Genomic DNA, 13,086 nt, shown 5'->3' with positions numbered 1-13,086 from the left:
ATGTGTCCCACCGTCGGCGGTTGACCTGAGCCTGCGCGGCCGCCATGTCACCCGGTCGACAGCGAGTCGTTCAGGTGAGCGAAACCAGAGAAAGCGCAGGTTAAGGCAGCCTCTCCTTGCTGGCGGGCGGGGAATCACGGCCGTAGGGTGGACGTTGTCAAAGGGTAGAAGAAGTCCAAAGTTAGCTTAGGCTCAGTTAATGGGGGAGTCCCGTGGCCATCATCGAGACGGAAGCCGCGCTGCACGAAGCGCACCGTGACAACCACACCCACCGCGACGTGAACGGAGGCTGGCTGCGTCCCGCCGTCTTCGGTGCGATGGACGGCCTGGTCTCCAACCTCGCCCTGATGACCGGCGTCGCCGGCGGGTCGGTCGGCCGCGCGGGCATCGTGCTGACCGGGCTCGCGGGACTCGCGGCCGGCGCGTTCTCCATGGCCGCCGGCGAGTACACCTCCGTCGCCTCGCAGCGCGAGCTCGTCGAGGCCGAGCTCGACGTCGAACGCCGGGAGCTGCGCAAGCACCCCGAGGACGAGGAGGCGGAGCTCGCCGCGCTGTACGAGGCGCGGGGCGTCGAGGCCTCCCTCGCCCGGCAGGTCGCCCGGCAGCTGTCGCGCGATCCCGAGCAGGCCCTGGAGATACACGCCCGCGAGGAGCTGGGAATCGACCCCGGCGACCTGCCCTCGCCGATGGTCGCCGCCGTGTCGAGCTTCGGCGCCTTCGCGCTCGGCGCGCTGCTGCCCGTGCTGCCGTATCTGCTGGGTGCGAGCGCCCTGTGGCCCGCCGTGCTGCTCGCGCTGCTCGGGCTCTTCCTGTGCGGTGCGGTCGTGGCCAGGGTGACGGCGCGCAGCTGGTGGTACAGCGGCCTGCGCCAGCTCGCCCTCGGCGGAGCGGCCGCCGGTGTGACGTACGCCCTGGGCAGCCTGTTCGGAACCGCCGTAGGATGACGCGGACGCTACTTATGCGATGGGCCGCATAAGTAGCCGTTACTCGCTGGTTTCGACCGCATGACCACCGGGCATGAGCCGTAAGCGCTGTGGGCAATGACGCCTGCCGCGCACTCGCGGGATGAGCGACGCCGCTCCCTCCGCCTCCACCGCCGATGGACACCGATCCGATCGATCCCCGTCCGTACCGGCACCCACATACTTCGAGCCGTGCCGCGGTATCCCTCCGCACCCCTACGGTGTCCGCATGTTGGAACGGAGTATCCGCTTCCCGAGAACCGCTCCATCATGTAACCTGCACGAAATTTTGCACCCACGCAGAGGGCCAACGTCGTCCCTCGGCAATCTGCATATGCCACTTGACGACGACGGGAGAGCCGATGCGTACGCCGCGCCAGCCGTCCCAGCACTCCACGAATGACCGAAACTGGTCCTTCATGGATGCTCGCCCTGCTGCGCAGGGTATGTACGACCCCCGCAACGAGCACGACGCCTGCGGCGTCGGATTCGTGGCCACTCTGACGGGCGAGGCGAGCCATACGCTGGTCGAGCAGGCGCTGACCGTCCTGCGCAACCTCGAGCACCGCGGCGCCACCGGCTCCGAGCCGGACTCCGGCGACGGCGCGGGCATCCTCACCCAGGTCCCGGACGCCTTCTTCCGCGAGGTCGCCGGATTCGACCTGCCCGAGGCCGGCTCCTACGCCGTCGGCATCGCCTTCCTCCCCGAGGACGGCGCCCAGGAAGCCGTCTCGCGCATCGAGACGATCGCCGGCGAGGAGGGCCTCACCGTCCTCGGCTGGCGCGAGGTCCCCGTCGCCCCCGAGCTCCTCGGCGCCACCGCGCGTTCGACGATGCCCGCCTTCCGGGAGATCTTCGTCGCCGACGGCGCCAGCGAGGGCATCGCCCTCGACCGCAAGGCCTTCGTGCTGCGCAAGCGCGCCGAGCGCGAGGCCGGCGTCTACTTCCCCTCGCTGTCCGCGCGGACCATCGTCCACAAGGGCATGCTCACCACCGGTCAGCTGGAGCCGTTCTTCCCCGACCTGTCCGACCGCCGCTTCGCCTCGGCCGTCGCCCTGGTCCACTCCCGCTTCTCCACGAACACCTTCCCGAGCTGGCCGCTCGCCCACCCGTACCGCTTCGTCGCGCACAACGGTGAGATCAACACCGTCAAGGGCAACCGCAACTGGATGCGCGCCCGCGAGTCCCAGCTGGTCTCGGACCTGTTCGGCACGGACGACAAGGCCCTCGAGCGGATCTTCCCCGTCTGCACGCCGGACGCCTCCGACTCGGCGTCCTTCGACGAGGTGCTGGAACTCCTCCACCTGGGCGGACGCTCGCTGCCGCACTCCGTGCTGATGATGATCCCGGAGGCGTGGGAGAACCACGACTCCATGGACCCGGCCCGGCGCGCCTTCTACCAGTTCCACTCCACGATGATGGAGCCCTGGGACGGCCCCGCCTGCGTCACCTTCACCGACGGCACCCAGGTCGGCGCCGTCCTCGACCGCAACGGCCTGCGCCCCGGCCGCTACTGGGTCACCGACGACGGCCTCGTCGTCCTCGGCTCCGAGGTCGGCGTCCTCGACATCGACCCCGCCAAGGTCGTCCGCAAGGGCCGGCTGCAGCCCGGCCGCATGTTCCTCGTCGACACCGCCGAGCACCGCATCATCGAGGACGACGAGATCAAGGCGCAGCTCGCCGCCGAGCACCCCTACGCCGAATGGCTGGAGGCCGGCGAGATCGAGCTCGTCGACCTGCCCGAGCGCGAGCACATCGTGCACACCCACGCCTCGGTCACCCGCCGCCAGCAGACCTTCGGCTACACCGAGGAGGAGCTGCGCGTCATCCTCGCGCCGATGGCCAAGGCCGGCGCCGAGCCGATCGGCTCGATGGGCACCGACTCGCCGATCGCCGCGCTGTCCTCGCGCCCGCGACTGCTCTTCGACTACTTCACCCAGCTGTTCGCCCAGGTCACCAACCCGCCGCTGGACGCCATCCGCGAGGAGCTCGTCACCTCGCTGCGCTCCTCGCTGGGCCCCGAGGGCAACCTCCTGGAGCCGACGGCGGCCTCCTGTCGCAGCGTCACCCTGCCGTTCCCGGTCATCGACAACGACGAGCTGGCCAAGCTCATCCACATCAACGCCGACGGCGACATGCCCGGCTTCAAGGCCGCGACCCTCTCCGGCCTGTACCGGGTGCACGGCGGCGGCGACGCGCTGGCCGCCCGCATCGAGGAGATCTGCGCCGAGGCCGACGCGGCCATAGACAACGGCGCCCGTCTGATCGTCCTGTCCGACCGGCACTCCGACGCCGAGCACGCGCCGATCCCGTCGCTGCTGCTCACCGCGGCCGTCCACCACCACCTCATCCGCACCAAGCAGCGCACCCAGGTGGGCCTGCTGGTCGAGGCCGGCGACGTCCGCGAGGTCCACCACGTGGCCCTGCTGATCGGCTTCGGCGCGGCCGCCGTCAACCCCTACCTGGCCATGGAGTCCGTCGAGGACCTGGTCCGCGCGGGCACCTTCCTGTCGGGCATCGAGGCCGAGAAGGCCATCCGCAACCTGATCTACGCCCTCGGCAAGGGCGTCCTGAAGGTCATGTCCAAGATGGGCATCTCCACCGTCGCCTCCTACCGCGGCGCCCAGGTCTTCGAGGCCGTCGGCCTCGACGAGGCCTTCGTGGAGAAGTACTTCAACGGCACCGCCACGAAGATCGGCGGCGTCGGCATCGACGTCGTCGCCCAGGAGGTCGCCGCCCGCCACGCCAAGGCCTACCCGGCGTCCGGCATCGCGCCGGCCCACCGGGCCCTGGAGATAGGCGGCGAGTACCAGTGGCGCCGCGAGGGCGAGCCGCACCTGTTCGACCCGGACACGGTCTTCCGCCTCCAGCACTCCACGCGCACCGGCCGCTACGACATCTTCAAGAAGTACACGGACCGTGTGAACGAGCAGTCCGAGCGGCTCATGACCCTCCGCGGCCTGTTCGGCTTCAAGTCCGGTGACCGGCAGCCGATCTCCGTCGACGAGGTCGAGCCCGTCTCCGAGATCGTCAAGCGCTTCTCCACCGGCGCCATGTCGTACGGCTCCATCTCCCAGGAGGCGCACGAGACCCTCGCCATCGCCATGAACCAGCTGGGCGGCAAGTCCAACACCGGTGAGGGCGGCGAGGACCCGGAGCGCCTGTACGACCCGGCGCGCCGCTCCGCGATCAAGCAGGTCGCCTCCGGCCGCTTCGGCGTGACCTCGGAGTACCTGGTCAACGCGGACGACATCCAGATCAAGATGGCCCAGGGCGCCAAGCCCGGCGAGGGCGGCCAGCTGCCCGGCCACAAGGTGTACCCGTGGGTGGCCAAGACCCGGCACTCCACCCCCGGCGTCGGCCTGATCTCCCCGCCGCCGCACCACGACATCTACTCCATCGAGGACCTGGCCCAGCTGATCCACGACCTGAAGAACGCGAACCCGCAGGCGCGGATTCACGTGAAGCTGGTCTCCGAGGTCGGCGTCGGCACGGTCGCGGCGGGCGTGTCCAAGGCGCACGCGGACGTCGTCCTCATCTCCGGCCACGACGGCGGCACCGGCGCCTCCCCGCTGACCTCGCTGAAGCACGCGGGCGGCCCCTGGGAGCTCGGCCTCGCCGAGACCCAGCAGACCCTGCTGCTCAACGGCCTGCGCGACCGGATCGTCGTGCAGACCGACGGCCAGCTCAAGACCGGCCGCGACGTGATCATCGCCGCGCTGCTCGGCGCCGAGGAGTTCGGTTTCGCGACCGCGCCGCTCGTCGTCTCCGGCTGCGTCATGATGCGCGTCTGCCACCTGGACACCTGCCCGGTCGGCATCGCCACCCAGAACCCGACCCTGCGCGAGCGCTACACCGGCAAGGCCGAGCACGTGGTGAACTTCTTCCAGTTCATCGCGCAGGAGGTCCGCGAGCTGCTCGCCGAGCTGGGCTTCCGCTCCATCGAGGAGGCCGTCGGCCACGCCGAGGTCCTCGACGTGACGCGGGCCGTGGACCACTGGAAGGCGCAGGGCCTGAACCTGGAGCCCCTCTTCCACGTGCCCGAACTGCCCGAGGGCGCGGCGATGCACCAGGTCGTCGCCCAGGACCACGGCCTGGCGAAGGCGCTCGACAACGAGCTGATCAAGCTCGCCGCCGACGCCCTGGCCGCGGACTCCGCGACCGACGCCCAGCCGGTGCGCGCCCAGGTCCAGATCCGCAACATCAACCGCACCGTCGGCACCATGCTCGGCCACGAGGTGACGAAGAAGTTCGGCGGCGCGGGCCTGCCCGAGGACACCATCGACATCACCTTCACCGGCAGCGCGGGCCAGTCCTTCGGCGCGTTCCTGCCGCGCGGCGTCACGCTGCGCCTGGAGGGCGACGCCAACGACTACGTCGGCAAGGGCCTCTCCGGCGGCCGCGTGATCGTCCGTCCCGACCGGGGCGCCGACCACCTCGCCGAGTACTCGACGATCGCGGGCAACACGATCGCCTACGGCGCGACCGGCGGCGAGCTGTTCCTGCGCGGCCGCACCGGTGAGCGGTTCTGCGTCCGCAACTCCGGCGCGACGGTCGTCTCCGAGGGCGTGGGCGACCACGGCTGCGAGTACATGACCGGCGGTCACGCGGTCGTCCTCGGCGAGACGGGCCGCAACTTCGCGGCCGGCATGTCGGGCGGCATCGCCTACGTCATCGACCTGGACCGCGACAACGTCAACGTGGGCAACGTCGACGCGATCGAGGCCCTGGACGACACCGACAAGCAGTGGCTGCACGACGTGGTGCGCCGCCACGCCGAGGAGACCGGCTCGACGGTCGCCGAGAAGCTGCTCGCCGAGTGGGACGACGCCGTGGAGCGCTTCAGCAAGATCATCCCCAGCACGTACAAGTCAGTGCTCGCCGCCAAGGTCGCCGCCGAGCAGGCCGGTCTCTCCGAGACCGAGATCACCGAGAAGATGATGGAGGCGGCGATCAATGGCTGACCCGAAGGGCTTCCTGAACCACGGGCGTGAGGTCGCCAAGTCCCGCCCCGTCGACGTCCGCATCAAGGACTGGAACGAGGTCTACGTCCCCGGCTCGCTGCTGCCGATCATCAGCAAGCAGGCCAGCCGGTGCATGGACTGCGGCATCCCGTTCTGCCACAACGGCTGTCCGCTGGGGAACCTGATCCCCGAGTGGAACGACTACGCCTACCGCGAGGACTGGGCGGCCGCCTCGGAGCGACTCCACGCGACGAACAACTTCCCGGAGTTCACCGGGCGGCTGTGCCCGGCGCCGTGCGAGTCGGCGTGCGTGCTCGGCATCAACCAGGCGCCGGTGACCATCAAGAACGTCGAGGTCTCGATCATCGACAAGGCGTGGGAGACCGGTGACGTCGCCCCGCAGGCGCCCGAGCGTCTGTCCGGCAAGACGGTCGCCGTGATCGGCTCGGGCCCGGCCGGTCTGGCCGCCGCCCAGCAGCTGACCCGGGCCGGCCACACCGTCGCCGTCTACGAGCGCGCGGACCGTATCGGCGGCCTCCTGCGCTACGGCATCCCCGAGTTCAAGATGGAGAAGCGGCACATCAACCGCCGTATCGAGCAGATGCGCGCGGAGGGCACCCGCTTCCGCACCGGCGTGGAGATCGGCCGCGACCTCAAGGCGACCGACCTGAAGAAGCGCTACGACGCGGTCGTCATCGCCGCCGGCGCCACCACCGCCCGCGACCTGCCGGTCCCCGGACGCGAGCTCAAGGGCGTCTACCAGGCCATGGAGTACCTGCCGCTGGCCAACAAGGTGCAGGAGGGCGACTTCGTGGCGCCCCCGATCTCCGCCGAGGGCAAGCACGTCGTCGTCATCGGCGGCGGCGACACCGGCGCGGACTGCGTGGGCACCGCCCACCGCCAGGGCGCGGCCTCCGTCACCCAGCTGGAGATCATGCCCCGCCCGGGCGAGGAGCGGAACGCCGTCGCCCAGCCGTGGCCGACCTTCCCGATGCTCTACAAGGTCACCTCGGCGCACGAGGAGGGCGGCGAGCGGGTCTACGCCGTCTCCACCACCCACTTCGAGGGCGACGAGGACGGCAACGTCCAGTGGCTGCACCTCACCGAGGTGGAGTTCATCGAGGGCAAGCTGACCCCGAAGCCGGGCACCGAGCGCAAGATCCCCGCCCAGCTGGTCACCCTCGCCATGGGCTTCACCGGCACCGACCGCGAGAACGGCCTGGTCGAGCAGTTCGGCCTGGAGCTCGACGAGCGCGGCAACATCGCCCGCGACGCCGACTTCCAGACCAACGTCCCGGGCGTGTACGTCGCCGGCGACGCCGGCCGCGGCCAGTCCCTCATCGTGTGGGCGATCGCGGAAGGCCGCTCGGCCGCCCGCGGCGTCGACCGCCACCTGAGCGGAGCCAGCGACCTGCCGGCCCCGATCCGCCCGACGGACCGCGCCCTGACGGTCTGACGGCACCTCACAAACGTCCCGTACAACGGCGTACGGAACACAGACGGCGCCTGCCCAGTCCCCGACCGGACCCCGGGCAGGCGCCGTCGCACTGTGTGCGGGTGTGGGAGAGTGAGGCCATGGTGGCGATCAGTCTCAGCAAGGTGGAAGAGACCGCGCCCGCGCTGGTCAGCCTCTACAAGAGCGCCGGGGCGTCCCTCGCCGAGCACGGTCTCGACGGGCAGCGGGCCGCCGTCTATCTAGTCGTCGACCACTCGGGCTCGATGCGGCCCTACTACGGCGACGGCAGCGTGCAGGCGCTCGCCGACCGGGTGCTGGGGCTCTCCGCCCACCTCGACGACGACGGCCGGGTGCCCGTCGTGTTCTTCTCCACCGAGGTGGACGCCGTCACCGAGATCGCACTCTCGGATCACGCGGGGCGGATAGAGCGGTGCGTGGCCGGTCTCGGGCACATGGGCCGGACGAACTACCACCTCGCGATGGACGCCGTCATCGACCACTACCTCGACAGCGGCTCGCAGGACCCGGCGTTCGTCGTGTTCCAGACCGACGGCGGCCCCAGCAGCAAGGCGGCTGCCGAGCGTTATCTGTGCAAGGCGGCCAAACTGCCGCTGTTCTGGCAATTCATCGGGTTCGGGGACCCTCGCAGCACGCAGTTCGACTTCCTGCGCAGGCTTGACGAACTGGCCGTGCCGGGCAAGCGGGTCGTCGACAACGCCGGTTTCTTCCACGCCGGTTCCGACCCGCGGCGGATGACCGACGCGGAGCTGTACGACCGGCTCCTCGGTGAGTTCCCCCAGTGGCTTGCGGCGGCGCGCAGCCAGGGCATCGTGCGGGGCCGTTGAGTCACAGGGTGTCTAGGACTGTGGTGCGGCAGGCTTGGGGGGTGCCCCAGGAGTGGCGGAGGGACTGGGCCTTGGTGAGCCACAGGGAGAGGTCGTGTTCGGCTGTGTAGCCGAGCGCGCCGTGCAGGTGCAGGGCGGTGCGGGCGGTGGTGTAGGCCGCCTCGCAGGCGCTGACCTTCGCGGCGGCCACGTCGGCCGGGGTCATGGTGAGGGCGGCTCCCAGGACCAGCGGGCGGGCGAACTCCAGGGCGATCTTCGCGTCCGCCAGCCGGTGCTTGACCGCCTGGAAGGAGCCGATCGGCACGCCGAACTGGGTGCGCCGCCCGACGTGGGCCACGGTGCGCTCGAGCAGCGTCAGACCGACGCCCAGCGCCTGGGCCGCGGTGGCGAGGCGCGCCCACAGCAGGGGCGACGCCGGCGCGGGGGTGAGGAGTTCGCCGCCAGGGAGGAGCGCGGTGAAGCGGCGGGCGGGGTCGAGGCCGGTGCGGACGGGGCCCGCGCCGGGGGCCAGTCGCAGCCCCTCGGCGCAGAGCGACAGGTGCAGCGCCGCCGCGTCGCCGTCGAGGGCGCGCACACCGTCGTACGCCAGCGTCGCCATCGTCTCCCCGGCCGCGATCCCCGGCAGGAAGCGCTTCGCGTGCGGGGTCCGTGCGAGCAGCGCGGCGGCGGCCACCGTCTCCACGAGCGGCCCCGGCACCGCGTGCCGCCCCAACTCGACGAAGGCGACGGCGACTTCGACGGGCCGCGGCCCCAGCCCCTCGTACTCCTCCGGAACCGCCAGCGCGAAGACGCCCGCCTGCGCGACACGGGACCACAGCGCACGGCCGCCCGCCGGGTCGCCGCGGCTCCAGTCCCGTATCACCGAGGGCGTGCCGGCGGCGGTGAGCATCGCGTGCAGGGAGGCCGCGAAGTCCCGCTGCTGGTCGTCGAGGAGAAAACGCATCAGCGGCGCCCCTTCGGCAGGCCGAGCAGACGTTCGGCGATGATGTCCCGCTGGATCTCGTTGGCCCCGGCGTAGATCGGGCCGGCGAGCGCGAACACGTACCGCTCGGCCCAGTCGGCGTCGGCCGGCTCGCCGTCCCCGCCGAGCAGGTCGAGGGCCGTCTCGTGCAGCGCGATGTCGTACTCGGACCAGAACACCTTGTTCAGGCTGGACTCGGGCCCCAGCGACTCGCCCGCCAGGAAGCGGGACGCGGCCGCGAAGGTGAACAACCGGTAGGCGCGGGCGCCGATCACTGCGTCGGCGACCCGCTCCCGCGCCCACTCGGGGGCGCCCCGCGCCCGCCACAGGTCCCGCAGCCGGTCCGCGCTCGCCAGGAAGCGGCCGGGGGAGCGCAGGGTGAGCCCGCGTTCGTTGGCGGCCGTCGCCATGGCGATCCGCCAGCCCTGCCCGGGCTCGCCGATGACGTCCTCGTCCGGCACGAACACCTCGTCCAGGAACAGCTCGGCGAACGCCGGCTTCCCGTCGAGCCTGCCGATCGGACGGACCGTGACCCCGGGCGCCCGCAGGTCGAACATGACGTAGGTGAGGCCCTGGTGGGGTCTCGGCGCGTCCGGGTCGCTGCGGAACAGCCCGAAGGCCCGGTCGGCGAAGGCGGCACGGGAGGACCACGTCTTCTGCCCGCTCAGGAGCCAGCCGCCGGCCGTGCGCACCGCCCTGGACCTGAGGGACGCCAGGTCCGAGCCGGCCTCGGGCTCCGACCAGGCCTGCGCCCACACCACCTCGCCGGTCGCCATCGACGGCAGGACGCGGTCGCGCTGCTCCTCGGTGCCGTGCTCGAAGAGGGTGGGGGCCAGCAGGCTCACGCCGTTCTGGTTGACGCGTCCGGGCGCGCCGGCCGCGTAGTACTCCTCCTCGAACAGCAGCCAGCCGATCAGCCCGCAGTCCCGCCCCCCGTACGCCGTCGGCCAGTTCACCACCGACCAGCGGTCCGCGGCGAGCTCGGCCTCCCAGGCGCGGTGCGCGGCGAAACCGGCCTCGGTCTCCAGCGAGGGCAGGGGCGACGACGGCACATGCGCCGCCAGCCAGGCACGGGCCCCGGCCCGAAGCGCTTCCTCTTCCGGCGTGAAGGCGAGATCCATCGACGACGTCCTTCCCTAACAAGTGTTTGGTAGGTTAGCGTGGCCCTATGACAGGCGTCGAGACTCCGGCCTACGTCCCCGGACACGGACTTCTGGCGGGCCGCACCGCCGTCGTCACCGCCGCCGCCGGCGCGGGCATCGGCGGCGCCACCGCCCGCCGCTTCCTCCAGGAAGGCGCCCGCGTACTGATCAGCGACGCCCACACGCGCCGCCTCAAGGAACACCACGCCGCACTCGCCGCCGAGTTCGGCGACGCCGCGGTGACCGCCCTGCCGTGCGACGTGACGCACGAGGACCAGGTCCACGCCCTGTTCGACGCCGCCGTCGACGCGCACGGACGGCTCGACGTCGTCGTCAACAACGCCGGCCTCGGCGGCACCGCACACCTGACCGACATGACCGACGAGCAGTGGACCCGCGTCCTGGACGTCACACTGAACGGCACCTTCCGCTGCACCCGCGCCGCCCTCCGACGCATGCGGCCCACCGGCGGCGGAGTCATCGTCAACAACGCATCCGTCGCCGGCTGGCGCGCCCAGGCCGGACAGGCCCACTACGCGGCCGCCAAGGCCGGCGTGATGGCACTGACCCGCTGCGCCGCCGTCGAGGCCGCCGACTACGGCGTACGGGTCAACGCGGTGGCCCCCAGCCTCGCCATGCACCCGCACCTCGCCAAGGTCACCACCCCCGAACTGCTCCAGGAGCTCACCGCGCGCGAGGCCTTCGGACGCCACGCAGAGCCCTGGGAGGTCGCCAACGTGATCGTCTTCCTCGCCTCCGACTACTCCTCCTACCTGACCGGCGAAGTCCTGTCGGTCAGCAGCCAGCGCGCCTGAGGCGGAGGCGACAATGAACCCGTGCCTACCAAGAAGAAGCCCCAGGTGACCGCCCCGGAACCGGCCGCGGCCGGCGGCGCCCGCGACCGCCGCGGCGAACTCCTCGACACCGCCGCCGAGGTCTTCGCCGAACAGGGCTACAACGCCACCACCGTCCGCAAGATCGCGGACCACGCGGGCATGCTCGCGGGCAGCCTCTACTACCACTTCGACTCCAAGGAGTCGATGCTGGAGGAGATCCTGCGCACCTTCCTCGACGAACTCTGGGACGGCTACGACACCGTCCTCGGCGCCCGGCTCGGCCCGCGCGAGACACTCGAAGCGCTCGTCACCGAATCCTTCCGGGAGATCGACCGGCACCGCGCCGCCGTCGCCATCTACCAGAAGGAGAGCCGGCAACTCGTCGCCCAGGAACGGTTCGCGTTCCTCGCCGAGTCACAGCGCAGGTTCGAGAAGACGTGGCTGTCCACACTGGAACGCGGGGTCGCCGAACGGGCCTTCCGCGCCGACCTCGACGTCCGGCTCACCTACCGGTTCGTCCGCGACACCGTCTGGGTCGCCGCCTCCTGGTACCGGCCCGGCGGACAGCACAGCCCGGAGGACATCGCCCGCCAGTACCTGTCGATGGTGCTGGACGGGATCGCCGTACGCGAATGACCGCGCAAGCAGATTCCCCAGGGGAGTGGATGACATGGCCGAGGCCTACATCGTCGAAGCGGTCCGCACGCCCGTCGGGCGACGCGGGGGAGGGCTCAGCGGCGTCCACCCCGCCGACCTGGGCGCGCACGTCCTCAAAGCCCTCGTCGCCCGGGCCGGCGTCGACCCGGCCGCCGTCGAGGACGTCGTCTTCGGCTGCCTGGACGCCGTCGGCCCGCAGGCCGGCGACATCGCCCGCACCTGCTGGCTCGCCGCCGGACTGCCCGAGGAGGTGCCCGGCGTCACCGTCGACCGGCAGTGCGGGTCCTCCCAGCAGGCCGTGCACTTCGCCGCGCAGGGCGTGCTCTCCGGCACCCAGGACCTCGTCGTCGCCGGCGGCGTGCAGAACATGTCGCAGATCCCCATCGCCTACGCCACCCGGCAGGCCGCCGAACCGCTCGGCTTCACCCAGGGCCCCTTCGCCGGCAGCGAGGGCTGGCGCGCCCGCTACGGCGACCGGCCCGTCAACCAGTTCGCCGGCGCCGAGATGATCGCCGCCAAGTGGGGCATCAGCCGCACCGACCAGGAGGAGTTCGCGCTGCGCTCCCACCGGCGGGCACTGCGCGCCGTCGACGAGGGCCGCTTCGAACGCGAGACCGTCCCCTACGGCGACGTCACCGTCGACGAAGGACCCCGCCGCGACACCTCCCTGGAGAAGATGGCCCAACTCAAGCCCGTCATCCCCGGCGGAACCGTCACCGCCGCCTGCTCCTCCCAGGTGTCCGACGGAGCGGCCGCCCTGCTGCTCGCCTCCGAACGCGCGGTGCACGAACACGGCCTGACCCCCCGCGCCCGCGTCCACCACCTGTCGGTGCGCGGCGAGGACCCCGTCCGCATGCTCACCGCCCCCATCCCCGCCACCGCCCACGCCCTGAAGAAGACGGGCCTGTCCCTCGACGACATCGACCTCGTCGAGATCAACGAGGCGTTCGCACCCGTCGTCCTGGCCTGGCTGAAGGAGACCGGCGCGGACCCCGCCAAGGTCAACGTCAACGGCGGCGCGATCGCCCTCGGCCACCCGCTCGGCGCGACGGGCGCCAAACTCATGACCACCCTCCTGAACGAACTGGAACGCACCGGCGGCCGCTACGGCCTCCAGACCATGTGCGAGGGCGGCGGCCAGGCCAACGTCACCATCATCGAACGCGTCTGAGCTGGCGTCAGCGCACTCGGACGGGGGCGGATGCCGTCCTCCGCGCCGGCACCCTCGCCGACGCCTTCACCCACGGCGTTCGCCCCCCGTTC

9 protein-coding genes are annotated in these 13,086 nt (G+C 71.4%); 7 read left to right on the top strand and 2 right to left on the bottom strand.

The annotated features are described in order from the left end of the window. The first annotated feature begins 212 nt into the window (after positions 1-212). The 4 genes from ACFYXA_RS14060 (at position 213) to ACFYXA_RS14045 (ending at position 8,227) form a co-directional block, all read left to right on the top strand. Positions 213-944, top strand: a complete 732-nt coding sequence (locus ACFYXA_RS14060; RefSeq protein ID WP_352246258.1) for a VIT1/CCC1 transporter family protein — start codon at positions 213-215, stop codon at positions 942-944. A gap of 380 nt (positions 945-1,324) precedes the next feature. Continuing rightward, entirely contained in the window at positions 1,325-5,926 is a 4,602-nt protein-coding gene (gltB, locus tag ACFYXA_RS14055) for a glutamate synthase large subunit (protein ID WP_352246257.1), read from the top strand. Then, positions 5,919-7,382 carry a glutamate synthase subunit beta gene (locus tag ACFYXA_RS14050; RefSeq protein WP_352246256.1) on the top strand — a complete coding sequence of 488 codons (1,464 nt, stop codon included), beginning with the start codon at positions 5,919-5,921 and terminating at the stop codon, positions 7,380-7,382. The genes gltB and ACFYXA_RS14050 overlap by 8 nt, the downstream gene beginning before the upstream one ends. 119 nt (positions 7,383-7,501) lie before the next feature. Then, positions 7,502-8,227: a vWA domain-containing protein gene (locus ACFYXA_RS14045; RefSeq protein WP_389032244.1), complete on the top strand. Its 726-nt coding sequence runs from the start codon at positions 7,502-7,504 to the stop codon at positions 8,225-8,227. Between the two features lies 1 nt (position 8,228). Here the strand turns inward: ACFYXA_RS14045 and ACFYXA_RS14040 are convergent, their stop codons facing one another. Then, on the bottom strand, positions 8,229-9,170 hold the full coding sequence (locus tag ACFYXA_RS14040; RefSeq protein WP_389032241.1) for an acyl-CoA dehydrogenase family protein: 942 nt from the start codon (positions 9,168-9,170) through the stop codon (positions 8,229-8,231). Continuing rightward, the gene (locus ACFYXA_RS14035) at positions 9,170-10,309 is read right to left on the bottom strand and encodes an acyl-CoA dehydrogenase family protein (RefSeq protein ID WP_389032238.1); all 1,140 of its coding nucleotides are present in this window, start codon (positions 10,307-10,309) and stop codon (positions 9,170-9,172) included. The genes ACFYXA_RS14040 and ACFYXA_RS14035 overlap by 1 nt, the downstream gene beginning before the upstream one ends. A gap of 47 nt (positions 10,310-10,356) precedes the next feature. Between ACFYXA_RS14035 and ACFYXA_RS14030 the strand changes: the two genes are divergently transcribed. From ACFYXA_RS14030 to ACFYXA_RS14020, 3 genes are read left to right on the top strand one after another with little or no spacing between them, the layout of a single operon-like run. After that, positions 10,357-11,145, top strand: a complete 789-nt coding sequence (locus tag ACFYXA_RS14030; protein WP_389032235.1) for an SDR family oxidoreductase — start codon at positions 10,357-10,359, stop codon at positions 11,143-11,145. A gap of 21 nt (positions 11,146-11,166) precedes the next feature. Next, entirely contained in the window at positions 11,167-11,802 is a 636-nt protein-coding gene (locus ACFYXA_RS14025) for a TetR/AcrR family transcriptional regulator (protein ID WP_352246251.1), read from the top strand. A gap of 34 nt (positions 11,803-11,836) precedes the next feature. Further along, entirely contained in the window at positions 11,837-12,994 is a 1,158-nt protein-coding gene (locus tag ACFYXA_RS14020) for an acetyl-CoA C-acetyltransferase (RefSeq protein ID WP_352246250.1), read from the top strand. Positions 12,995-13,086: the final 92 nt, after the last annotated feature.

The sequence above is a fragment of the Streptomyces sp. NPDC002566 genome (genome assembly GCF_042889585.1).
In the GTDB taxonomy this organism is placed as follows: domain Bacteria; phylum Actinomycetota; class Actinomycetes; order Streptomycetales; family Streptomycetaceae; genus Streptomyces.
Note: the sequence above shows the minus strand (reverse complement) of the source record. Positions and strands in the feature narration are given on the sequence as shown.

Bases quoted from the DNA above. Each gene is read 5' to 3' on its own strand.
- gltB (WP_352246257.1), top strand. From the start codon at position 1,325: ATGCGTACGCCGCGCCAGCCGTCCCAGCACTCCACGAATGACCGAAAC.
- ACFYXA_RS14050 (WP_352246256.1), top strand. From the start codon at position 5,919: ATGGCTGACCCGAAGGGCTTCCTGAACCACGGGCGTGAGGTCGCCAAG.
- ACFYXA_RS14045 (WP_389032244.1), top strand. From the start codon at position 7,502: ATGGTGGCGATCAGTCTCAGCAAGGTGGAAGAGACCGCGCCCGCGCTG.
- ACFYXA_RS14040 (WP_389032241.1), bottom strand. From the start codon at position 9,170: ATGCGTTTTCTCCTCGACGACCAGCAGCGGGACTTCGCGGCCTCCCTG.
- ACFYXA_RS14035 (WP_389032238.1), bottom strand. From the start codon at position 10,309: ATGGATCTCGCCTTCACGCCGGAAGAGGAAGCGCTTCGGGCCGGGGCC.
- ACFYXA_RS14030 (WP_389032235.1), top strand. From the start codon at position 10,357: ATGACAGGCGTCGAGACTCCGGCCTACGTCCCCGGACACGGACTTCTG.
- ACFYXA_RS14020 (WP_352246250.1), top strand. From the start codon at position 11,837: ATGGCCGAGGCCTACATCGTCGAAGCGGTCCGCACGCCCGTCGGGCGA.